Raw genomic sequence first — 22,551 nt, forward strand, 5'->3', positions numbered from 1 at the left:
AAAGTCAGCGCGTCAATTGTTTTCAGCTAAATAAAGGGGGTTTTTCGAATGGGTAAAAAGAACAAATCAAAACGTTTTATCCAGCAAGGAACCGATGCTGTTATGAAGCATGATGCAAGATTCCCGTACAGAGGTACATTAGCTGAGGCAGAAAAAGCGAGAAGTAACTCTTCATTTGGAGGGGTTTAAATGGGGAACTTACTATTCCAACAAGCTAGAGACGCTGTTTCAAGTGCCGTTTCTTGTTCAAGTGGCACTGAACAACAGGAACTCGTTTATAGAGCAAAAAACTCTTTGCACTCTGCTTATGCAAACTCTTCAACTGCTGAAAAAGTTCAGCTACGTGAAATGCAGGAGCAATTGCAAAACATTACGAATTCGCATTAAAAAAGGAGGACCAGCTTTGGTCCTCCTTAATCTTTTCTAAACAATCCAAACACACCGACCGTTTGCAGTATATTTGTAAATGCACCTGGGTCCACTTGTTTAATAACCCTCTCTAATTCGTACAACTCGTAACGAGTAATAACAATCATTAACATTTCTTTATTTTCATTTGTATAAGCACCTGTTGCTGGTATAGTTGTAATCCCCCTCACTAAGCGAGAGTGAATCGCTTTTCGCACATCTGCCCCGTTCTTTGTAACAATTAATGCCGTAATCTTCACATGACGGGTATGAATCGCATCAATAATTCTCGTTGATACATACAAAGTGACTAAAGTATATAATGCCTTTTCCCATCCATACACGTAGCCAGCAGCGATAATGATAAGTGCATTAAAGAAGAAAAAATACGTGCCGACAGGCTTATCTTTTATTTTTGATAAAATCATAGCAATAATATCTAGACCACCTGTAGAAGCCCCCCACTTTAAAGCAACCCCTACCCCAATCGCTGAAATAATCCCACCAAAAATCGCATTCAATATAATATCGTGCGAAACCGCTCTAACTGGGATAATTTCTAAAAACAAAGTCATAAATACAACGCAAAGAAAACTAAAAAATGTAAAGTCCTTTCCAACCTTTTTCCACGCTAAAATAACGACAGGAATATTAAACAAACTAAACAATACCCCCGTAGATATATGAATAGATAAAAAGTCACCTAATATTTGTGACAATAATTGAGACAATCCAGCAAAACCACTCGCATACACTTTCGCTGGTGTTAAAAATAAATTCATCCCAATCGCATTTAATAAACCCGCAATAATTACAACGACTAACTTCTTAATAAGTTCAGTATAATTCAGCTTCAAATCCATTTCTAATCCACCTTTAGTATTCATGAATGCACCGCTATACATAGTCTTTACGAAAAAGGAAATGATAAACATACAACGTTTAGAAATGGAGTTGATACATATGCCACATACTAGCGATAACGACAAAAAAGCACGCGACAATAATGCAAAGCGCACTCAAAAAAATGAACAAGAGCAAAAAAATATTCAGCAAGGAAAACGTGCATATTCTAAGAAAACCGATCACCTTTGATTACATCGTACATCAACGTTAATGTTGATGTACTTTTTTTACATTTTACAGGGAAAAAACATTAAAAATTCACTTCATGTTCACTTCTATATTCTACAATAGCGATAACATATTCGGATGAGGTGTTAGCATGAAAGGAAAAAGTACATTCATTATCACTGCACTAATAAGTATATTAATGCTATCTGCTTGCGGACAAAAAAATGACTCGGCCACAATCGCTACAACAACAAACTCAACAATTACAAAGAGCGATTTCGAAAAACAATTGAAAGATCGATACGGAAAAGACACGCTATACGAAATGGTAGCACAAGATGTTATTACTAAAAAATATAAAGTATCTGATGATGCAGTAGATAAAGAAGTAGAAAAAGCAAAAGATCAATATGGAGAACAATTCAAAGCAACACTAGAAAATAATCGTTTAAAAGATGAAGAAGATTTCAAAAATCAAATTAAATTCAAACTTGCATTGAATGAAGCGATTAAACAAAGCGTTACAGAAAAAGATGTGAAAGACCACTATAAACCAGAAATTAAAGCTAGTCACATTTTAGTAAGTAACGAAAATGAAGCGAAAGAGATAAAGAAGAAATTAGATACCGGCACTTCATTTGAAGAATTAGCAAAACAAGAATCTCAAGATTTAGCATCAAAAGATAATGGCGGAGACCTCGGATACTTCGGGGCAGGAAAAATGACACCTGAATTTGAAAAAGCTGCCTACAAATTAAAGCCCGGCCAAATTAGCAATCCCGTAAAATCACCAAACGGCTATCACATTATTAAACTAACTGATAAAAAAGATTTACAACCTTACGATAAAGTGAAAGACTCTATACGTAAAGACTTAGAAGAAGAACGTCTTGCCGACCCTTCCTTCGGTCAAAAATTATTACAAGATGAATTAAAAAAGGCAGATATTAAAATAAACGACAGTGACTTGGAAGATACATTTTCTCATCTTTTTGGGAAAGAGAAATAAAAAACGAGGGTGCAAACTTTTTGAACAGTATGCATGATGGTAAATGGGATTGTATCGGCGGTTTTTCGAATATATCGATTTACCGACAAAAATTAACAACATAAAGAAGTAGGCTACTTGAGCAGCCTACTTCTTTTATTCTTTCATTAATACTTTCAGCTTTTTCTTCAGACTTTTATAATGCCAATTGATGTGATCTAGTTCTATCTCTACTTCAATTAATATATCTATTAAGTCGTCTTTATTTTGCTGAGATTTCATAATATTTTCAAGCAATTTTTCGAATCTTTCACTACTCTCATATATATCATTTAAATCCACCGCTAATATTTCACGTTCTTTTTCAGGACATACTACGAAAAGACGGTTTATTAATTGTTCTAGTACATTATCTTGCACTTCCGTACCTCCGTTTCAATATCTCATCTATTCTTTCTTAATCTCTTGTAACAAAAGCATACAAAATTCAACTGAAGCTATTAGGGGGCACCATACCCAAAAAAGAAAACTGTACATTTAGACATTAAATTGACGTATTTCAATTTATTCCCTGTACGTTAAGGAATTAGTTTGTATATTTGTGGAGATATACGAGACAGGTGTGAATTTAGGGGAATCCAATATTTTCTATTCAAATATGATAGAATGAAAATATATCCAAAAGGAGGAACAACAAATGAACTCAAACACAAAACAGTTTATTTATGATATCCAGCAAAGAAAGAACAATTATATGGAAAATGTATTAATAGCAATACAACACCCTAAAAAAGAGCAATCTGAACAGGTCATTCAAAATATAGTAGAGAAGATGGATATGATGATTAGTTTAGTTACTACTTATATGAGGATTGAATCAGGATCTACGGAAGAATTAGAAGCACTGCAGGAAGAAATCATTCATGCTCAAGCATATATTCAAAAACGAAAATTTGAAGAAACACAGAGATAAAACCCTGTATTTTTATTTGATCGTCTATGACACCAATCTGTTATAAATCAAATTAGATGTAATTTGATCATTGTTTTGGCATAATCCATACAATTTGTTGAATACCTACAATATGCGGCACCGTATCTTCAATGAGCAAATAATTCGGTTTCACATTTTTTAACTTACCTCTTACAGTTTAAATAACCACATATTTACCAATTGCTGAATGTAATGTCTGATATACGCGGGGATTAGGTACACTTACCATATTGTGTTTACTAAAGTCATTTCCTGCAAAAAAAATCATTAATAGGAAATGATATGGGGATATTTTGAATGTACATCCAGGTTGTTCCTTTCAAGATATGTATCATTTTAAATACGCGCTTTATTAGAATACTGCTCATACTTTTTTTGAGATTCTTTCGTAATACGTGCGGTAAGTAAAATTGCTAACAATAAAAACACTCCATATTTTCCCCCTGTAGCTCCTATGATAATCACACTACTACAAACAAGTACAATTAATAGGAGAAACGAAACTGAATAAATACGGTCATAATTCTTTGACATCTTTTCGTATTTTATGCGTTCTTTCCTTGCATCCATCTAAATTCCTCCTTTACATTATCCATTTCACTATCAAATAAATCTCGCCCTTAAAAAGGAAACCATATATCGTTTTAAATAATTAGTTTGTTTTTTTAGCAACTAATGTATATAACATGAAAAGAAATCCTACCAATGTTAAGCTTTCCACTATGATAATCCCGACCCTCTCCTTCCTATTAACCCCAACACATCAGATGAAAATTATGTGTATCCCATATTAGCTGCAGCAAACAAAAAGGATCCTCCCTTCTCTTAAAGGCTGATCCTTTTCTTCGTGCATTCAACTATTTTTAGCTATTCTTGATTAATTAGAATAACAGCTGGCCCATCTACACGAATTCCACCAACTTCGATTTTTTCATAAGGCTCAACTGTAATAGAAATGACCCCTTCCCGCTTCTTTAATTCTTTACTTAATTCTTTAGTTAACATTTTTTTCATGTGTGCACTCCTTCTTACTGCTTAATTTACTATTGTTATGTAAATAAAATTAAAAGTGGTTTCCTGGTCTGGAAACCATTTTTTATAGTTAACCATATGGTGTTACCAGTTCGCTTATCAATTTTACGTAAAGAAGATAAACAATTACTATTCACTGTCTCAGTAGATGTAAGAAATTCTTAAAGATAGCGGTGAGATTGATTGTGTTTTCTTCTAGAAATAATGACTTAGATAGTATATTACCTAAAACAATGAAAGCCCTACCTCTCTTTCATCCTTACGGCTCCTTGTCCGTGCCAGTGTGAATCAGGATTGCAAAATCAAGTGACTATTTAATTGAGTTATTTGATGAAACTTCGAACGTTCGTAAAAGAAATTTAAAAATAAAAATGGATTAGATTGAAGTAATAACAAAAGAGGTTCCTACTCTAAAAGTGAGTTAAAGAAGTTGAATGTCTTTGAAATGATTTACTTTTAATAATCATCATATTCCCGAAAAATTCAGGATATTTTCGGGGGATGTAATACATTATCTATAATGAATCTTAACAGAAACTTTTTATTTGATTTTCAGTGATTCCTTTAATTAATCCTAGTTCACTAATCAAAAATTCATGTGCGTTATCCAACATTTTTTTTTCGCTTGTATTAAGTGCCTTTTCTTTCTTCATACGCATTAAATCACGTACAACTTCAGCACCTTCTTGTATTTCACCCGTTTTTATTTTGTCCGTGTTCACTTTATACCTTTGTTTCCACGGCAATAATTTATCTGATTCTCCATGCTGAAAAATTTGTATAATGTGTTTTAATGCAAGTATATCAGTAACTGGGCGTATACTCGAACTTAATATTTTCCCCATAGGAATCATGACTTGCATATTACTGATTGACATTTTTATAACATAATACTGTTGTTTTTTTCCTGAGAATTCTTTTTCTTCTATGGCTTCAATTATACCTGCTCCGTGCATTGGATAAACAATGTTATCGCCAATTTGAAACATATAATCCACCTCCATATATGGTAACCTTCTCAACCTTAACATATATGTGATTTTTTATCAAATATTTTATAATATCATAAAATCATTTTTATCGTCAACTACTTTTTTGATAAAAATTAAATTAAGTAAAAAACACCCCAAAAACAATAGGGAGTGTGTCAGATTTCCCCGCTTATATTCAGAAATCTCTACTCATTAACGTAGATCAGTTTTCCCTTGAAAACGACCAAATCGATCCCGTATTTTTTTCAATCTTGTGTGGTATTCCAAAATCTCAATTCTTGCTTTTTCAGCTAAAGGTGCAATTGGTCGTAAGTCTTTTAACCCCCAATAATCAACCACTACATCAAGTACTTGATCAAAATATTGTAGTGGTCCATAATTCGCTTCTTTTGCAATCACAGCCATTCTATTTTCAAAATCAGGCATGACGGCACCTGGCATTTTAAAATTCTTAATCACATTGGCAATATGATAGCAATAATTAGGTTCTAATTCCAAATGTGTTCGAATGACGTCTCGATAAAACGCATAATGAAGAGTCTCATCTTTGGCGAGACGACGTAATAATGTAGCAAGATCTGGATCATGCTTACCTGAAACCTTAGCTACGTTATTATAAAACACCAGCGTTGCAAGTTCTTGTAGCGTCGTATACGTCATTGCTTCGATTGGTGTATGAAAATCAGGCTCAAATCCACCCTCAACGACTGACTTTCTTAAATCATGTATTCGTTTAGGGTTCACACTTCGAGTGAGTAGTAAATATGTCTCCAATAAATTCGAATGTTGATCCTCTTCTGAGGTCCAAGTATGAATAAAGTCTGTAATAACAGAAAGGGATCCTTTAAAGGTCGCCGATAAATACGTTGTAAACCACGGTAAATTCACTTCTGTTAATAAAGCTGTCTCAATAGCCGTAATTACACCAGAAGGAAGAGTAACTTGACTTTCATCCCAAGGAACTCTTTTAAAGTCCATTCCCTTATCCCATGGTAAAAACTCATGATAACCCCAGTCTATCTTCTGCGCTCTTATTTTATGTTGTTCATACAGTTCTTTTAAACGTGGTTCTAATCGAAAATCTAAATCATTTGTTAGCATATATAAGTGCCCCCTTTTTTATCGTAGATAGTCATTCTATTTTTACATTCATTTGTATCCTTAAAAATTTTCTACAAATAAATATTACTTTCCTTTTTTTAAGTCAAATACAACAAATTTTTAACAAACCACTTTAAGAACGCTTTATTTCTATATGATTTTTTTCATATCAAAAGGGAAACCGTTACATATATTGTCCTTTTTTATAAAAAGGGTTCTGAGGCATACGATATGTTGCTTAGCCTAAATAAAAAAACTATCCTCAGCAAATAGAGGATAACATTCATGGATGAAGATACTCGTCATATTGTAAATCTTGGTGAGTATAAAAAGGTGCATATCCATAAAGAATCGTTTTATAATTAAGATTGATAAAGAATTTATCTTTCATCCGTTTTCGCTACTTTCTAATTTTGTTATTGGTAGCAAAAACTTAAAAGATTAATGGCGTTTTATACACACTAACAATTTATTTAGATATAAGATATTAGATTAAGAAATTGCAAAATATATACAGTTGATAAGATAGCCTTAAACGACAATTCCCAACAAAATCACTGTACATTGGCTATGATGAGTTAGACCGAATTTTCGGAAACAGTATACAATACAAAGGAAAGAGGCGATAACCATGCAGTCAACGGAATCGTATATGAAGGAAAGACAACGTAGAGAAAAAATAGAAATAATATTTAATCACAGGGTAAAAGGAGAGAGTTATTTTCATGGTTCTTCCTATCAATGGAAAAACATTGTATATCAAAATTATAATAAGATACAACAAAAAGAGTTGGAGATTGAACAAATTATTTCAAAAATGGAAAAATCAGGAGTTCGTTTTACGCAGCACCGCTCGCTCATACACTATCCCATCATTGATTTTGTAAAATATATAGCTAAGATTTATAAGGAAACCCTCGAAACACAATAATCATATTTAAAGGAAACCTTTATAAAGTGTGTATTTTCGAAACTTTGTTAACTAAAAGCCCAAAAACTCATTTTAATATTCTTTTTATTCGAAATACTCTTCTTTCTTGTTATAATAAAAACCATAACGTATTCTAGTCGTTTGTATATCTTCAGATTTTGCGAATTTTATTACACCTTATTTACTTTTTATGTACTTTATAATAAAAAAAAGAATTATCTCTTCTCTTAAAAATTAAGAGAAAAAATAGTTCTTTTTCATTTATCTTATTTCTTAAAGTAAGTCCAGCCTTCTTCTTGGTAAATCTTTTCTTCTTTCATCAGTTTACCAAGTGCACGCTTAAATGCAGCCTTACTCATATTGAAACGTTCTTTAATGTCTTCTGGGTTGCTCTTATCCCAAAACGGCATTGCTCCGCCTCGTTCTTCCATATATGCATAAAGTACTGCTGCATCATCTTCCATTCCTTCTTCTTTACGAGGAAGAAGTGAAATGTTAATTGTACCGTCGTCTTTCACGTCAATAATACGACCTGTTACGCGCTCACCGATGCGGACTTGTTCTTTTCTTTCTGTATGGTGTAAGAAAGCACGGAAATGCTCGTCAGTTAGTATGAATGAACCAACTTGAAGTGAGCGATACACACGTCCATTTACGTTTTTATTACGCATAGATGGCGTTGCATCTACGATAATTTCTTGCATATCACTGTCTCTTGCCGGAAGAGCAATTAAACGATCACGATTCGTTAATTTTAACGTACAATATAATTCGTCGCCTTCCTGAGGCCATACTGGCATATAAATTGGAAACTCATCAAGTGGAATTAGTATATCTTTTGATACACCAATATCAACAAACACACCTAAACTAGGAATAACTTCTACAACCTTTACCCAATTCCAATCATGTGTTGTAATAATTGGTTCCTTCATTGTTGCTGAAATACGATTTTGGTGATCAAGGTATAAGAATACATCAATCGTATCGCCTTCTGCAATTTCTCCAGCTAATTCGTTTTTATGTAGGAAGATTTCTTCCTCTTCGTTTCCAACCATATATCCGATTTCCGTTTCGCGTAAAACAGTTACCTGTTCAATCGATCCTAATTGCAAATACATATTTTTTAATTCCCTTCTATATATATAAAGTTATCTTTTTTATCATTCCAAACAAAAGTTAATTATAACACGATTTTCCCTTTATTTGTCCAACTGCCCAAAATTCACTATAATTAAATAAAGACTGTATCTATAGGACTATATTCCTCTACGGATGATCCGTCAAAACACTTAAGTTGCAACACTCTATCTAATCGATGTATTTTCCGCTATACTTTAATATGTATATTACATAGCCTATTTAGGTGCATGAAAAGATAGAAATTTATTTGGAGGTGCTAACTATGGCAAAAGAGAGTTCTTTTGACATCGTTTCGAAAGTAGAATTACCTGAAGTAACAAACGCAATTAACATCGCATTAAAGGAAATCCAAAACCGATATGACTTTAAAGGTAGTAAAAGTGATATTAAATTAGAAAAAGAAGTACTTGTTTTAACTTCTGAGGACGAGTTCAAATTAGACCAAGTAAAAGACGTTCTAATTTCTAAACTTGTAAAACGTAACGTTCCAATTAAAAACTTGGACTACGGAAAAGTTGAAACTGCATCTGGTAATACTGTTCGCCAACGTGCAACTCTGCAACAAGGTATCGATAAAGATAACGCGAAAAAAATTAACAACATCATTAAAGAAATGAAATTAAAAGTAAAAACGCAAGTACAAGATGACCAAGTACGCGTAACAGCGAAAAGCCGTGATGACTTACAAGCAGTAATCGCAGCCGTTCGCAGCGTCGACTTACCAATCGACGTACAGTTCATTAACTACCGCTAAGAAAAAAAGATCCTCTATCTATACAGAGGATCTTTTCTTTTTAACCGCAATTAAAAAAGCAATAAATAATACGTTCACACCGACTATTAAGGAGATAAACAACCAATTCACACCTGTTTCTTCGCTAACTTTATACACATTCGACTCTTCGCGCTTTAAAACAAGATAAAACTTTCCGTTTTCTTCTCTTATAATTTCGTCTTCTAACAATCCTCTTAACTCTTGTTTTTCACCAATTGCACTTACAGGTAAGGAGACCTTTTGCGTTTCTTTCGTATTATTAATCGCTACTAGTGTTACTTCATCTTTATACTTTCGTTTTAATATACTCATTCCATCTTTATCATATAGAAGTTCAAACGTACCACGTCGTAAAGATGGTCTCGCTTGTCTAAGTTCACCTAGCTTCGTTATGTGCTGCATAAACTTTTCATCAGATTTGAAATCCATTAATCGTCTATTATCTGGAGCATCTCCCCCATCTAATGCGATTTCAGTTCCGTAATAAAAATTCGGTATCCCCGGGGATGTTAACAAGTAAGTGATCGCTAGTTTTAAACGAGACGGTGGGTAATACATATTTTCTTTTGCAATACGTGCAAATCGCTTTGTTTCTTGATTATCTAAAAACGTAGCGAATTCCTCTTCTTTTCCACTCACATCATATAAAGGTTTCACAGACATATCTACTTTTGAAAATGACTCTACTATTTTTTTATAGTACTCATTATCTTCCTTTGTCATAATGTGAAAATCTTTCTTTACCTTTTGCAAATCCTTTTGCACTTCATCCCAAAAAGCACGCGGCTTTTTTTCACTATGTATCACATAACTTCCGTCTAAATCGACTTCTTTTATCCACCATTTCATCGAGTCTATTAATTGTTGTTCATTTTCTTCATACGGAAATTGAAAGACAACTTTCATTCCTTTTTTGTGAGCCTCATTTACAAGTTCTTTCACATCATTTTCTGTTCCGAAATGTTCATTTACTTTTTGAAAATTTCGAACGCTTAATCCGTCATACTTTTCACTTTCAAAAAGCGGCGAAAGCATAATAGTAGTAAATCCCATTTCTTTTATGTAGTCCAATCTTTTTATAATCCCACGTATATCTCCGCCCTGATACCCTTCTAAATTACCAACGTCTAACTGTTTGTCATTTTTCGATTCTCCGTTATTAAAGCGATCAATCATAATGGAATATATAACTTCATCTCGCCATTCCCTTTTTTCTTCCGCAAAAGTATGTACTGGTACAAACAAAATAACAGCTAAACAAAAACAAATGAATAGTTCCTTAGTCCATATTTTTTTCACACGCATCCCCCAAACTTCCAATTGTAAGAATATTATACCAATTTTCAGAGCAAATCGCATACGTTGATTTTATCCTCCAAAAATACATCATGTTAGGTTTTCTAACATCATCTAAAAAAGTTTTCTGAATTTTTAGTTGATTTTTCTTTTTATTTCGAATATGATATGAAACATAACATATAGATGTTATTTTTTCTAACATCATAGGAGGAGAGAGAATGAATACGGGAGATACAGTTTTTATTTTTGTAACGACAGTAATGGTCATGTTGATGACACCAGGATTGGCACTTTTTTATGGGGGTATGGTTCGCAGTAAAAACGTACTCAGCACGACAATGCACAGTTATAGCGCAATGGCTATCGTTTCGATTCAATGGATTGTTATCGGTTATTCTTTATCATTCGGGCCAGATTGGCACGGACTTATCGGCAATCTCGATTGGTTCGGTCTAAACGGAGTTACCTACGCACCAAACCCAGACTACTCATCTACTATTCCTCACAATTTATTTATGATGTTCCAACTCATGTTCGCTATTTTAACTCCCGCTTTAATTTCAGGGGCATTCGCCGAAAGAATGCGATTTTCTGCCTTTCTTATTTTTATCCTTCTTTGGACAACAATCGTTTACAATCCTGTCGCTCATTGGGTATGGGGCGTTGGCGGATGGCTGAGAGAACTCGGCGCGTTAGACTTCGCTGGTGGTAATGTCGTTCATATCACATCTGGCGTTGCTGGTCTTGTATTAGCTATTTTTCTTGGAAAACGAAAAAACATAAGCGGCACCTCCCCTCATCATTTACCTTTTACAATGTTAGGCGCAGGCTTACTCTGGTTCGGCTGGTTCGGTTTCAACGTCGGTAGTGCATTATCTTTAAATGACGTAGCTTTAACTGCATTTATTAATACAAATATAGCCGCCGCTGCCTCAGCTCTAACTTGGATGCTTTCTGAATGGTTCTTCCAATCAAAACCGACTGCGATGGGAGCTGCTTCCGGGGTTGTTTCTGGTTTAGTCGCAATTACGCCGGCTTGTGGATTCGTTACACCTTTCTCCGCTCTTCTTATCGGAGCAATTGGCGGTATATTATGCTTCGGAGCTGTCTTCTTCTTAAAAAACAAGTTCGGATACGACGATACACTCGATGCATTTGGATGCCACGGCATTGGAGGAACTTGGGGCGGTATTGCAACTGGACTATTTGCTACTACTACTATAAATAGCGATGGCGCTAACGGATTATTTTACGGAAACGCCACTCTCCTTTTCAAACAACTTGTAGCAATCGGAGCAACATATGCATTCACGATCATAATGACGTACGCCATTATTAAGGCAATTAACTTCTTCCTTCCTGTTCGCGTCGATGAGCACGAAGAACAAATGGGGCTTGATATTTCGATGCACGGGGAGAAAGCTTATGAGTATACTGAGCGAGTAAATTAAAAAAGAGATGCAATCTATTAATAGTAGATTGCATCTCTTTTTTCGCACTGATTAGCATACCCCATCCTGTATTCCCATAAATATATCGATTTACCGACGAATTCTGACATAGCTAAAACGCAAAATACCCTGCATGATTTTACACAAAAAAGACGACCGTTTAACAGTCGTCTTTTCCTATTTACTTCGGAACATTCCCTACATACTGCGTAATATCAACATTTAACGCCCCTGCTAAACGCATTCCGTAGTCATGATCTGCGCGGAAGAAGTTGCAAATAGCTAGTAATTTCGTTTGCTCATTTACGCCTTTTAAGTCGTTTGTTAAGTTCGCAATTAAGTTGTCTTGCTCTTCTTTAGAGAATGAACGGTAACGCTCACCCGCTTGCTTGAAATCATTTGGTTTGTCAATTTTTTCACGAGATACGTAGCCTTCTACTTTCATAGTTGAATCGCGGTAAGTTGGGTCCTCAACTGGATTTTCAGTATGACGGCTCGGTTCGTAGTTTATTGTAGATGGGTTTTGATCCACTTGCATCGCACCATCACGTTGTTGATTACGAACAGCTGCGTATGGGCAGTTTACAGGAATTTGTAAATAGTTTGCACCAAGGCGATAACGCTGCGTATCTGGGTAAGAGAATAAACGACCTTGTAATAATTTATCTTCAGATGGTTCAATACCATTTACAGTTGCACTTGGAGAGAACGCCACTTGTTCTACTTCCGCAAAGAAGTTTTTCGGGTTACGATTTAACGTCATCGTCCCTACTTCAATTAATGGGAAACGATCTTCTGGCCATACTTTCGTCGGATCTAGTGGATCGAAATCTAAAGAATCCGTTTCTTCTAGTTGCATTACTTGTACGTGTAAATCCCACTTCGGATAATTTCCTTTTTCGATTGCATCGAACAAGTCACGAGTTGCATGATTGAAGTCTTTTCCTTGCACTTGCTCGACTTCTTTTGCACTTAGGTTACGTTCACCTTGCTGTGGTTTCCAGTGATACTTAATGTAAACAATTTTACCTTCTGCATTAATCCATTTAAATGAATGTACGCCGAATCCTTCCATTTCACGGTAGTTTGCCGGTGTACCATAATCAGAAAATACCCACGTCATCATATGTGTAGATTCTGGAGTTAACGTCATGAAATCCCAGTAACGATCTGGCGTTTGAACATTTGTATCAGGTGCTGGCTTTAAAGAATGCACCATGTCAGGGAATTTAATTGCGTCACGAATGAAGAAAACTGGTAAGTGGTTACCTACGATATCGTAGTTTCCTTCTTCTGTATAAAATTTAACAGCGAACCCACGCGGATCACGAGCTGTCTCTGGAGAACCTTGACCATGAATAACCGTTGAGAAACGAACGAATACAGGTGTTTCAGTTCCTTCATTTTGTAAAAACGCTGCTTTCGTATATTGCTGCATGCTGTTTTTCGTTACGAATACACCGTGAGCACCTGCACCACGTGCATGCACAACACGCTCAGGAATACGTTCACGATCAAAGTGAGCAAGTTTTTCTACTAAATGATAGTCTTCTAACAATACCGGTCCACGGCGACCAGCTGTACGAGAGTTTTGGTTATCTCCAACTGGAGCACCTTGGTTTGTTGTTAAGCGCTTATTTGGATTCATCAAGGGTGATCCTCCTCTTTCCTTCATAGTAATTATTATTTATTTAAAATCATTATAAAATAATTATTATTCAAAATTAAATCCTTGTCAACTATTTCCTTCATTTTTTTGGAAACAATTTCAGCTAAACAATCAATAAATACAGATTGTGAATTGGGCATATTTAGTCTAAAATATGCGGCATTTAATTCATCAGTTACAACTTTACATTCATAATCGGTGTCATATAAAACTCCTAAATCGAGCAATGTGTTTTAAACCTAAGTAACAAACAAATTCATACTCTGTAAACATTTTATTCATTGAATCTGTTAATTTATGCGCCTGCTCTTTCATTATTTTCCCAAGCGGTGAAATTCCACCAATCGCTTTATACCGTCCGATTAAATTTTGGAGCGCTTCTTCAGATGGCTTACGGCCATGACGAATGTGAGTATAATAAGCTTCTACATCATCTAATGACTCCGGTGTTCCATATGCCATTACAAGCAAACCTATTTTCTTCTTCGTAATCTATATAGCACCTCAATTTTGGAAATGAGAATCTTTTTCAAGAACATTTGTTTCCAATTATAACAAGCAATAATAAGTACGTCAAAATAATAATTCTAAATAAGTATTATTTCTAATATGATTTCGAATTTTATATGACAATTTATTTAAGAAAAAGAGCGGCTCACATAAATATAAGCCGCTCTTTCCCTATTCCTTAATATTTACCCCATACTCTTTAAACCAAACATGAATTTGCGCTAAATGAGCTAAAAGCTGCGGCCCAGTCATTAATTGACCAAACCATGGTTTTTGAAATGCACTGCCGCCAGACTGGATCAATCCGCTCAATTGCTCCTTATCGAACAATTCATGCAAAATTGAGCCTTTATCCGTTAATAAATCTTGGAGCCATACTGTGACTGCTTTCGTATAGTGCGGGTTATGCGTTTTCGGATACGGACTTTTCTTTCTATACAATATATCATTTGGAAGTAATCCTTCTAAAGCCTTACGCAATAGACCTTTTTCGCGGTTTTTATACATTTTCATTTCCCAAGGAATATTCCACGCATATTCGACAAGTCGGTGGTCCGCAAATGGAACGCGTACTTCTAAGCTTGCCCCCATACTCATACGGTCTTTTCTGTCTAATAATGTTGTCATAAACCATACCATGTTTAAATAAAATAATTGTCGTCTCTTCGCTTCTAATGGGCTTTCTCCCTCTAAAATAGGAACTTCTTGAATGGATTCTTCATAGCGTTGTTGTACATATTGTTGTAAATTTAATTTATTTCTCCATTCTTTCTTCAGAAGTTGTTCACGCGCTTCTGTAGAACGCATCCACGGAAATGCACTTGATTGTAAATCATCTTCTCTATAAAACCACGGATAACCGCCGAATATTTCATCTGCACATTCTCCAGATAAACCGACGACAAAATCTTGTTTTATTTCACGGCAAAACCATAATAATGAAGAATCAATATCTGCCATACCAGGCAAATCGCGAACGAGTACTGCTTCTGTTAAATACTGTGCTAGTTGTTCATTAGAAATGACGCAGCGATGATGAATTGTTTGAAATGTCTCTGTCATTAAATTAATAAATGGCGCATCTGAATTCGGCTGAAACGCATTCGCTTTAAAATATTTGTCGTTATCTTCATAGTCAACAGAATACGTGTGCAATTGACCTTTCCCTGATCTTTCATACTCTTTCGCGGCAATTGCTGTGATAGCACTTGAATCTACACCTCCTGATAAAAAAGTGCATAGTGGTACGTCAGAAACTAATTGTCTCGTAATCGCATCTTGTAATAAAAAACGAGTTTTCTCTACTGTTTCTTCAAATGAATCTTCATGTTTTTTACTTTCTACATTCCAATATCTCCATATACATAAACCGTCTTTTGAGAACGTCATTGCATGACCCGGACGCAGTTCTTGAATACCAGCATATACACCGTGACCAGGCGTTCTAGATGGTCCGAGGCCAAATATTTCTGACAACCCTTCTAACGTTACTTCCGCCTTCACATCTGGATGCGCTAGTATCGCTTTTAACTCTGAACCAAATAATAATCGTCCGCTATCATATTTATAAAAAAGCGGTTTTACACCTAATCTATCTCTAGCAATAAAGACTCGTTCATTTTTCTCATCCCATACTGCAAACGCATATATACCGTTTAAATGATCGACACATTCTTCTTTCCATTCAATATAAGATGCCAATAGTACTTCTGTATCGGAATGCCCTTTAAATGTATAACCTCTTCTTAATAACTCTTTGCGAATATCTTCTGTATTGTAGAGCTCTCCGTTATAGCAAATCGCATAACTCGTTTCGTCTTTTAAACAAGTCATGGGTTGTTTACCACCTTCAGGATCTACAACGATTAACCGTTTATGCCCAAATGCGACGTTCCCTTTAATCCAAACTTTATTATCATCTGGACCGCGTTTCGCTAGCGTTTCCGCCATCTTCGTCACGATGTCCCTTTCCCCTTCTAATGAGCGTTTATAATCCACCCATCCTGTAATCCCGCACATAAGAATCATCCTTCCTAATCTAATATCTGTTTCCGAACGTGCAGTAATCCCCACCCTATGAGTGCGGATACATAAAAACAACAAACTTGACGATAACTAACTATCCACATATGGAATAGCAGTTTCACAGTGTAAAGCGTGTTTTATTGTATGCCCATCTATCTTTAGGTGTGTCTAGTTATAAAGAACGTACGAACTGTCCATAACAAGAATAACTATTTCTATAAAAGGAGAAATGAACTATGATACAACGCAAACACATTTTGTATAACCAACCGCGCGCTCATACAGTCGGTAATGTAGAATATATAAACAAAGAATGGGTATTCTTTGATGATGAAAATGATGAGGCTTTTCTATTAGAAGATATTGCTGAAGATGGTTTTGAAATTTTATATAACAACAATTGGCTACCAGCTCGTTTTTATGAACAAGACATATTACAAATTGCAAATGAACAACATTCTCTCCAAAACGGGGAAATGATACGAATTCGAAAAAAATTACTTCTTAGCTATAATGAATGGCTTGAGGAATTACCTGACTCTGTCTTTACATTATTAACCGAATCATTGCAATCACTTAATTACTCTTTATATGATTGCATGTATTGTCATAATTATTTATCCTTCTTGCCAAAAGAGGAAACATGCGAAGGAGTAAATATTCTTTTATTTGATAATGAAGAGATGATTTGTACATTGCAGCATCATTTTGTACGCCACTCTTCCTCTAATAAAAATATTTTGCGATTTACGAAAGTAAACGGAGAAGAGTTGCATATTGATGCGACATAAAATAAAAACCACCTTATCTCCCAAATATTTGAGATCATAAGGTGGTTTTATTTTTTATTAGAATACTTGCCAACCAATCGGTAATTTCAGTCCAAGGTAAAATACCGCTACTAGTGCAACAATAAATAATCCCCAAAATGCCCCTGTTGCTTTGTTCTTGCTCATTTTCACAAGAACCATTTCCATTCCAGCGATTACTAATATACCAGCTAGCATTTTTAGACCGTACCACATGTGATAGATCTTATCGACTATAGTTTGATCTAGGTATAACCAAACGCCTGTCACAATAATGATGATATACATAAGGCGAAGCCCCATATGTACACCTTTACCTTTTCTTCCTGCTGAATAAAGTGAATACGCAACGAAGAATAAAATTAATCCTAACGCCCATGCTGTAATATGCATATGTACCATCGTATCCCTGCCTCCTCTTTTTCACACTTTTTCACTCTATATGATAACATGTTCATATATTTTCAGGAAATGTTTCGCTTTTTTATATTTAAATGCTATAATATTTAGAGTATTTACAAACTTCTTGTAATAACAAAAGGGGGAACAATCATGATTCAAACTAAGGATATTATCGAACTTACAGACACATACGGGGCAAATAACTACCATCCACTTCCAATCGTTATTTCTAAAGCAGAAGGCGTTTGGGTAGAAGATCCTGAAGGAAACCGCTATATGGACTTATTAAGTGCATATTCTGCAGTAAACCAAGGTCATCGTCATCCAAAAATCATTAACGCTTTAATTGACCAAGCTAATCGAGTGACGTTAACTTCTCGTGCTTTCCATAGCGATCAATTAGGTCCTTGGTACGAAAAAGTTGCGAAACTAACAAATAAAAATATGGTACTTCCTATGAATACAGGTGCAGAGGCTGTTGAAACTGCAATTAAAACAGCTCGTCGCTGGGCTTATGATGTGAAAAAGGTAGAAGCAAACCGTGCAGAAATCATCGTTTGTGAAGATAACTTCCACGGACGTACAATGGGTGCTGTTTCTATGTCATCAAACGAAGAGTACAAGCGCGGCTTCGGTCCAATGCTTCCTGGCATTATTGTAATTCCTTATGGTGATTTAGAAGCGTTAAAAGCTGCGATTACACCAAATACAGCTGCATTCATTTTAGAGCCAATCCAAGGTGAAGCAGGAATTAACATTCCACCAGCTGGTTTCTTACAAGAAGCTTTTGAAGTATGTAAAAAAGAAAACGTTTTATTCGTAGCAGATGAAATCCAAACAGGCTTAGGCCGTACGGGTAAAGTATTTGCTTGCGACTGGGACAATGTAACTCCTGACATGTACATACTTGGTAAAGCACTTGGCGGCGGCGTATTCCCAATCTCTTGTGTTGCAGCAAACAGCGACATTTTAGGTGTATTCGAGCCAGGTTCTCACGGTTCTACATTCGGTGGTAACCCACTTGCATGTGCTGTTTCTATTGCAGCTCTTGAAGTATTAGAAGAAGAAAAATTAACAGAGCGTTCTCTTCAATTAGGAGAAAAACTAGTTGGGCAATTAAAAGAAATTGATAACCCAATGATTACTGACATTCGCGGTAAAGGTTTATTCATCGGTATCGAATTAAACGAGCCAGCTCGTCCTTACTGTGAACAACTAAAAGCAGCTGGTCTATTATGTAAAGAAACACACGAAAACGTAATTCGTATTGCACCACCTCTAGTAATCTCTGAAGAAGATTTAGAGTGGGCGTTCCAAAAAATTAAAGCTGTACTATCTTAATCATAGTGAGGTTGTCCTAAATATAGGACAACCTCTTTCTTTTTTTAGTAGTTTATCGTAAAATAAAATTGAATATTCTGTTTTTCGTTAAAAAGGGGGTAACTGTATGCTATTGAAATACGGTAAACACATTAATAATTTAGCTACAATTTTTATTTCTATGACATTCATCGGCTTCATATTATCTACAACTTTACTCAGTCATTATTCAACTCCTAATACATTCACACTACTCAAAACATCATTTTGGGCTGCTGTTTTCCTTACAATTATCGGTTTTGACCGCGAGAGAAGCGCACTTGCAGTTATGCTAATTGGAATTTGTACTTTAGCATTAATCGGATTGTATATTTTCGCCATCATAGATTACTCCGTTAATCCACGCCCATAGAAAAGAGCTATCTTTTCACAAGATAGCTCTTTTTTCATTTCACAATATTTCTAAGCGTACCAATTCCCTCTACTGTAATAACAACTTCATCACCAGCATGTAAAAACTTCGGTGGTGTAAAACCTTTACCAACACCAGCTGGTGTCCCTGTTGCAATGATATCTCCTGGCTCTAATGTCATGCCTTTACTTATAGTTGAAATAATTTCTTCTACTGAAAAAATCATTTCTCTCGTATTTGAAGTTTGCCTTACTTCTCCATTTACCACTGTTTCAATGTGTAATGCATTCGGCGTTCTAACCATCGATTTATGAATTAAATACGGTCCCATCGGACAAAATGTATCGAAACTTTTCCCTAGGAAAAATTGTTTATGTTTTCTTTGAATATCCCGAGCAGTTACATCATTTATAACTGTATATCCAAAAACATGATCAAGAGCTTTTTCTATTTTTATTTGTTTCCCTCGCTTACCGATAACGATTGCTAGTTCACCTTCGTAATCAAGTTCATTCGTCGCGTGAGGGTGACCATTAATTTGCTCATCAATTCCAATCACTGTTGTTGGCGCCTTTGTAAAAATCATTATATTTTCAGGGATAGACTCTACTCCGCCCATTTCTACCGCATGCTCACGATAGTTCTTTCCAACACAAAGAATATTTTTTCTCGGCCTTGGAATCGGTGCTAATATTTTCACCTCTGCTAACGGATAATACGCCGATCCCGCATTTTCCTTCGCCCAATTTACAATATCGTACACTTTCTCAAGACATTCGCTTCCTCTTTCAATACACTCTAACATGGTAATTGGGATAGTAACCTTTTCCCCTTTTTGTCTTTGCGCTTCTCTTAAATGTAATACCTTTTCTTCCTCTTCATCCACAATACCTACAAATACTTTTTCTTCTTTCTTAGCCGTTACAAAACGCAATACTTCCACTCTCCATCCTAAAACTCATACCCTTTAATTGTATTCGCATCCTTAAGAAAAAAACCTTCTTATACACGCTAATTTTTACAATATTCAACCGTTATTATATTTGTTCCTCATCCGTTATTTGACATAAAATGTAGAAATTATACTTTTTTTAGCGAAGATGTTTCTTTTTTATGGGATTTTTGTATAATATGTACTACATATATACATAAAATTTATTGAGAGATGGAGCCGATTTCAATGTTTGAGCAAGCTATCGAAAAAAAACGCGAAAAAATGATCTATTTTGCTGAACGCTACGGAATGACTTCTCAAAAAACAGTAGATTGTAGCCAGGAATTGGACAGGCTCTTAAATGTTGTTTGGCCTATACATACAGATTGCACACATACTCAAATGTTCGAAACACATACGCAATAACGTATGTGTTTCTTTTATTTCGAAAAAATACACATTTTATTGAAAACGCCCATACAATAGTAGAAAAGAAAATTTTAAAAACGAAAGGTGTTTTGTATGCCAGCTATGGTCGGACATATTCGTATCGTTAACATTGGATCAAGTGGTATTTTTCATATTGGAGATGTATTTGCGATTAGGCCTATTAGTTATTCACGCGCTTTTGCGGGAGCCGGTTCATTTAATGTTGGGGATAACGTCTCTGTCTACAATTATCAAAGCTCAACGACCGTCAATGATTCAGATGTAATTGATCAAGCAATAATTGGTTCGAACTAAAGGGGGCGATTGCATTGAATTTTTATGTGAACCAAAGTATCATCATTAACAGCATTAAAATCGATAGCATTACGACCTCTTCCGTTTTTCAAATTGGAACTGCAGGTAGTATTAAGGCTCTTTCTAAATTCTCAAATTCTGGCGGATTTACAGAACCGCTTCGCCCTTTACATGCGAAAGGACAAATTATTTCCATCAAACCATCAACTAGTTCTTCTTAAGGTATCCTTGTCATAAATATATAGCAGGAATATATTTCCCCTCCCTATTGAAAAGGAGGTTTCACAAATGAATCAAGATATATATACTTACCTACACCAACTTCAACAAGCTCTCCAAATACAGCAGCAAACTATTCTAAACCTTGAAGAGCAAGTTCGCCTACTACAAGAAGAGCTTAATGAGTTAAAAAGTCGTCCCTCCTCTTCTATAGGAAAAGTGGAATATAAATTCGATCAATTAAAAGTAGAAAATTTAAACGGCACTTTAAATATTGGCTTGAATCCATTTTCAACAAAAGGGCAACAAATTGAAGATTTTCAAGTGGATACAGAAACATTAAAAGTAAATCCTGAAACAGAAACAAATCCAGACTTTTATCAAGGTATCCTCCAAGAAATGCATCGCTATTTAGATGAAGAAGCATATAGTCGAATTCTCCATTTTGAACAAGAAGAGAGAACGCCGCTTGATGAGATGTATCGACAAATGATGGTGGATGACATAAAAAAACAGATGGAACATAGACTTCCATATTATTTATCACAAGTTCAATCGTATGAGGGTATTTCCACAGATCCCGATTATTTACGAGACATCATTATTCAAGCGATGAAACAAGATATTGACAAGGCGTTCCTTTCCTTTATTCAACACATACCGGGCAATTTCCGAAAGGAGTGAGTATGCATGAATTTAAATGTTGTAAACCGCGAGTTAAAAGTAGGCCAGATTAAAATGAACGGGGTTTCTTCTTCCGCATTATTTTTAATTGGAGATGCAAACCTTCTCATCCTTTCTTCTATTCTTGATACGCCATTCGAATCTGTTACAGAGGGACCATTTGTACCATTAGTAACAGATGTCCCTCCGACTCCAGGTTGAGGAGAGGAAAAATTATGCTCCGTCATACTTCAATTGTACAAAATGTTTCTATCGTTTCTATGGGGGTTGCAGCTGTCTTCCAGGCCGGGGATTCTAATCAAATAGAATTAAAAAATAGAGCACTTATCGTTCATCGAGAAATCCCTTGTTATATAAAAGGTGAAGGTCGTTTTGATGCGTTTGAAATCTTTACAGATGAGTACATTACAATTCCAAAGCGAACAACAGATGTAAAACTAAATATTGTAAATGAGTGCCCTTTTATTGAAGTAAATGATGTTCACTTGCGAACCCTTTTAAATTCCGCGTGCTTCCAAATCGGCAATGTTGACTATGTTTTTAATAATTCTCGCACGCTACAAATCCGCCAATTTATTACTGATGAACCTTCCTCTAAATAATTCATATAGTAATTAAAAAGCTTAGTAAAGTAG

At 35.3% G+C, this 22,551-nt stretch carries 29 protein-coding genes and 2 pseudogenes; 17 read left to right on the forward strand and 14 right to left on the reverse strand.

Features of this window, described 5'->3' with window-relative positions; all coding sequences use genetic code 11:
- Positions 1–48 precede the first annotated feature (48 nt).
- Positions 49–189, forward strand: a complete 141-nt coding sequence (locus MKX66_RS13815) for a competence protein (protein ID WP_215590913.1) — start codon at positions 49–51, stop codon at positions 187–189.
- Positions 190–387, forward strand: coding sequence for a DUF3813 domain-containing protein (locus MKX66_RS13820; protein ID WP_341086406.1), 198 nt, complete (start codon positions 190–192; stop codon positions 385–387). It abuts the gene before it with no gap.
- Positions 388–413: 26 nt separating this feature from the next.
- Here the strand turns inward: MKX66_RS13820 and MKX66_RS13825 are convergent, their stop codons facing one another.
- A complete protein-coding gene (locus tag MKX66_RS13825) occupies positions 414–1,271 on the reverse strand; it encodes a YitT family protein (RefSeq protein ID WP_341086408.1) in 858 nt (285 codons plus the stop codon).
- Between the two features lie 100 nt (positions 1,272–1,371).
- On the opposite strand from MKX66_RS13825, the gene MKX66_RS13830 reads away from it, so the two are divergent.
- Both MKX66_RS13830 and prsA read left to right on the forward strand, forming a co-directional pair.
- Positions 1,372–1,503, forward strand: coding sequence for a DUF3941 domain-containing protein (locus MKX66_RS13830; RefSeq protein ID WP_001120851.1), 132 nt, complete (start codon positions 1,372–1,374; stop codon positions 1,501–1,503).
- A gap of 130 nt (positions 1,504–1,633) precedes the next feature.
- The gene (prsA, locus tag MKX66_RS13835; RefSeq protein WP_215590912.1) at positions 1,634–2,491 is read left to right on the forward strand and encodes a peptidylprolyl isomerase PrsA; all 858 of its coding nucleotides are present in this window, start codon (positions 1,634–1,636) and stop codon (positions 2,489–2,491) included.
- 135 nt (positions 2,492–2,626) lie between these two features.
- Here prsA and MKX66_RS13840 read toward each other — a convergent pair whose 3' ends face one another.
- Positions 2,627–2,890: a hypothetical protein gene (locus MKX66_RS13840; RefSeq protein WP_341086409.1), complete on the reverse strand. Its 264-nt coding sequence runs from the start codon at positions 2,888–2,890 to the stop codon at positions 2,627–2,629.
- A 277-nt stretch (positions 2,891–3,167) separates the two neighbouring features.
- On the opposite strand from MKX66_RS13840, the gene MKX66_RS13845 reads away from it, so the two are divergent.
- On the forward strand, positions 3,168–3,443 hold the full coding sequence (locus MKX66_RS13845; protein WP_002166150.1) for a hypothetical protein: 276 nt from the start codon (positions 3,168–3,170) through the stop codon (positions 3,441–3,443).
- 67 nt (positions 3,444–3,510) lie between these two features.
- On the opposite strand, the pseudogene MKX66_RS13850 reads toward MKX66_RS13845, so the two are convergent.
- The 5 genes and pseudogenes from MKX66_RS13850 to MKX66_RS13870 form a co-directional block, all read right to left on the reverse strand.
- Positions 3,511–3,732: pseudogene (locus MKX66_RS13850) on the reverse strand (DUF2642 domain-containing protein).
- A gap of 68 nt (positions 3,733–3,800) precedes the next feature.
- Positions 3,801–4,034, reverse strand: a complete 234-nt coding sequence (locus tag MKX66_RS13855; protein ID WP_044437760.1) for a hypothetical protein — start codon at positions 4,032–4,034, stop codon at positions 3,801–3,803.
- Positions 4,035–4,331: 297 nt separating this feature from the next.
- Positions 4,332–4,478 (reverse strand): BC1881 family protein, encoded by a 147-nt coding sequence (locus MKX66_RS13860; protein ID WP_002011296.1) that lies wholly within the window; start codon positions 4,476–4,478, stop codon positions 4,332–4,334.
- A 545-nt stretch (positions 4,479–5,023) separates the two neighbouring features.
- A complete protein-coding gene (locus MKX66_RS13865) occupies positions 5,024–5,485 on the reverse strand; it encodes a CarD family transcriptional regulator (RefSeq protein ID WP_002166152.1) in 462 nt (153 codons plus the stop codon).
- 195 nt (positions 5,486–5,680) lie between these two features.
- Positions 5,681–6,589 carry an acyl-ACP desaturase gene (locus tag MKX66_RS13870; protein WP_215590911.1) on the reverse strand — a complete coding sequence of 303 codons (909 nt, stop codon included), beginning with the start codon at positions 6,587–6,589 and terminating at the stop codon, positions 5,681–5,683.
- A 631-nt stretch (positions 6,590–7,220) separates the two neighbouring features.
- Between MKX66_RS13870 and MKX66_RS13875 the strand changes: the two genes are divergently transcribed.
- Complete coding sequence (locus MKX66_RS13875) at positions 7,221–7,520, forward strand: hypothetical protein (protein ID WP_002030282.1); 300 nt, start codon at positions 7,221–7,223, stop codon at positions 7,518–7,520.
- Positions 7,521–7,786: 266 nt separating this feature from the next.
- Here the strand turns inward: MKX66_RS13875 and MKX66_RS13880 are convergent, their stop codons facing one another.
- The gene (locus MKX66_RS13880) at positions 7,787–8,641 is read right to left on the reverse strand and encodes a CvfB family protein (RefSeq protein WP_002011240.1); all 855 of its coding nucleotides are present in this window, start codon (positions 8,639–8,641) and stop codon (positions 7,787–7,789) included.
- A gap of 284 nt (positions 8,642–8,925) precedes the next feature.
- On the opposite strand from MKX66_RS13880, the gene MKX66_RS13885 reads away from it, so the two are divergent.
- Complete coding sequence (locus tag MKX66_RS13885) at positions 8,926–9,417, forward strand: YajQ family cyclic di-GMP-binding protein (protein WP_002011241.1); 492 nt, start codon at positions 8,926–8,928, stop codon at positions 9,415–9,417.
- A gap of 18 nt (positions 9,418–9,435) precedes the next feature.
- Here the strand turns inward: MKX66_RS13885 and MKX66_RS13890 are convergent, their stop codons facing one another.
- Positions 9,436–10,797 carry an alpha-amylase family glycosyl hydrolase gene (locus tag MKX66_RS13890; RefSeq protein WP_215552764.1) on the reverse strand — a complete coding sequence of 454 codons (1,362 nt, stop codon included), beginning with the start codon at positions 10,795–10,797 and terminating at the stop codon, positions 9,436–9,438.
- Positions 10,798–10,955: 158 nt separating this feature from the next.
- Between MKX66_RS13890 and MKX66_RS13895 the strand changes: the two genes are divergently transcribed.
- Positions 10,956–12,188 carry an ammonium transporter gene (locus tag MKX66_RS13895; RefSeq protein WP_002011245.1) on the forward strand — a complete coding sequence of 411 codons (1,233 nt, stop codon included), beginning with the start codon at positions 10,956–10,958 and terminating at the stop codon, positions 12,186–12,188.
- A gap of 181 nt (positions 12,189–12,369) precedes the next feature.
- On the opposite strand, the gene katB is transcribed toward MKX66_RS13895, so the two are convergent.
- From katB to asnB, 3 genes and pseudogenes are all read right to left on the reverse strand, one after another.
- Positions 12,370–13,836: a catalase KatB gene (katB, locus tag MKX66_RS13900; RefSeq protein WP_215590909.1), complete on the reverse strand. Its 1,467-nt coding sequence runs from the start codon at positions 13,834–13,836 to the stop codon at positions 12,370–12,372.
- Positions 13,837–13,871: 35 nt separating this feature from the next.
- Positions 13,872–14,349 (reverse strand): annotated as a pseudogene (locus tag MKX66_RS13905) (ferrochelatase).
- A gap of 189 nt (positions 14,350–14,538) precedes the next feature.
- Positions 14,539–16,386, reverse strand: a complete 1,848-nt coding sequence (asnB, locus tag MKX66_RS13910) for an asparagine synthase (glutamine-hydrolyzing) (protein WP_061675293.1) — start codon at positions 16,384–16,386, stop codon at positions 14,539–14,541.
- Between the two features lie 242 nt (positions 16,387–16,628).
- Between asnB and MKX66_RS13915 the strand changes: the two genes are divergently transcribed.
- On the forward strand, positions 16,629–17,183 hold the full coding sequence (locus MKX66_RS13915; RefSeq protein ID WP_341086417.1) for a DUF2777 domain-containing protein: 555 nt from the start codon (positions 16,629–16,631) through the stop codon (positions 17,181–17,183).
- Between the two features lie 57 nt (positions 17,184–17,240).
- Here the strand turns inward: MKX66_RS13915 and MKX66_RS13920 are convergent, their stop codons facing one another.
- Entirely contained in the window at positions 17,241–17,603 is a 363-nt protein-coding gene (locus tag MKX66_RS13920; RefSeq protein WP_002186436.1) for a YisL family protein, read from the reverse strand.
- Positions 17,604–17,753: 150 nt separating this feature from the next.
- On the opposite strand from MKX66_RS13920, the gene rocD reads away from it, so the two are divergent.
- Together rocD and MKX66_RS13930 are read left to right on the forward strand one after the other, a co-directional pair.
- Positions 17,754–18,944, forward strand: a complete 1,191-nt coding sequence (gene rocD / locus MKX66_RS13925) for an ornithine aminotransferase (protein WP_000616665.1) — start codon at positions 17,754–17,756, stop codon at positions 18,942–18,944.
- 106 nt (positions 18,945–19,050) lie between these two features.
- Complete coding sequence (locus MKX66_RS13930) at positions 19,051–19,335, forward strand: hypothetical protein (RefSeq protein ID WP_193652771.1); 285 nt, start codon at positions 19,051–19,053, stop codon at positions 19,333–19,335.
- Between the two features lie 34 nt (positions 19,336–19,369).
- Here MKX66_RS13930 and MKX66_RS13935 read toward each other — a convergent pair whose 3' ends face one another.
- Positions 19,370–20,269: a fumarylacetoacetate hydrolase family protein gene (locus MKX66_RS13935; RefSeq protein WP_044438097.1), complete on the reverse strand. Its 900-nt coding sequence runs from the start codon at positions 20,267–20,269 to the stop codon at positions 19,370–19,372.
- Positions 20,270–20,515: 246 nt separating this feature from the next.
- Between MKX66_RS13935 and MKX66_RS13940 the strand changes: the two genes are divergently transcribed.
- The 6 genes from MKX66_RS13940 (at position 20,516) to MKX66_RS13965 (ending at position 22,518) form a co-directional block, all read left to right on the forward strand.
- Positions 20,516–20,695, forward strand: a complete 180-nt coding sequence (locus MKX66_RS13940) for an aspartyl-phosphate phosphatase Spo0E family protein (RefSeq protein ID WP_002087032.1) — start codon at positions 20,516–20,518, stop codon at positions 20,693–20,695.
- Positions 20,696–20,791: 96 nt separating this feature from the next.
- Positions 20,792–21,013: a spore germination protein GerPA gene (gerPA, locus tag MKX66_RS13945; RefSeq protein ID WP_001111190.1), complete on the forward strand. Its 222-nt coding sequence runs from the start codon at positions 20,792–20,794 to the stop codon at positions 21,011–21,013.
- A gap of 14 nt (positions 21,014–21,027) precedes the next feature.
- Positions 21,028–21,234 (forward strand): spore germination protein GerPB, encoded by a 207-nt coding sequence (gerPB, locus tag MKX66_RS13950; RefSeq protein ID WP_001012505.1) that lies wholly within the window; start codon positions 21,028–21,030, stop codon positions 21,232–21,234.
- Positions 21,235–21,301: 67 nt separating this feature from the next.
- Positions 21,302–21,916: a spore germination protein GerPC gene (gene gerPC / locus MKX66_RS13955; protein ID WP_001070757.1), complete on the forward strand. Its 615-nt coding sequence runs from the start codon at positions 21,302–21,304 to the stop codon at positions 21,914–21,916.
- A gap of 6 nt (positions 21,917–21,922) precedes the next feature.
- On the forward strand, positions 21,923–22,117 hold the full coding sequence (gene gerPD / locus MKX66_RS13960; RefSeq protein WP_001052805.1) for a spore germination protein GerPD: 195 nt from the start codon (positions 21,923–21,925) through the stop codon (positions 22,115–22,117).
- Between the two features lie 14 nt (positions 22,118–22,131).
- Entirely contained in the window at positions 22,132–22,518 is a 387-nt protein-coding gene (locus MKX66_RS13965) for a spore germination protein GerPE (RefSeq protein ID WP_002125894.1), read from the forward strand.
- The last annotated feature ends 33 nt before the right edge of the window (positions 22,519–22,551 follow it).

The sequence above is a fragment of the Bacillus sp. FSL R9-9530 genome, assembly GCF_038008145.1.
In the GTDB taxonomy this organism is placed as follows: domain Bacteria; phylum Bacillota; class Bacilli; order Bacillales; family Bacillaceae_G; genus Bacillus_A; species Bacillus_A mycoides.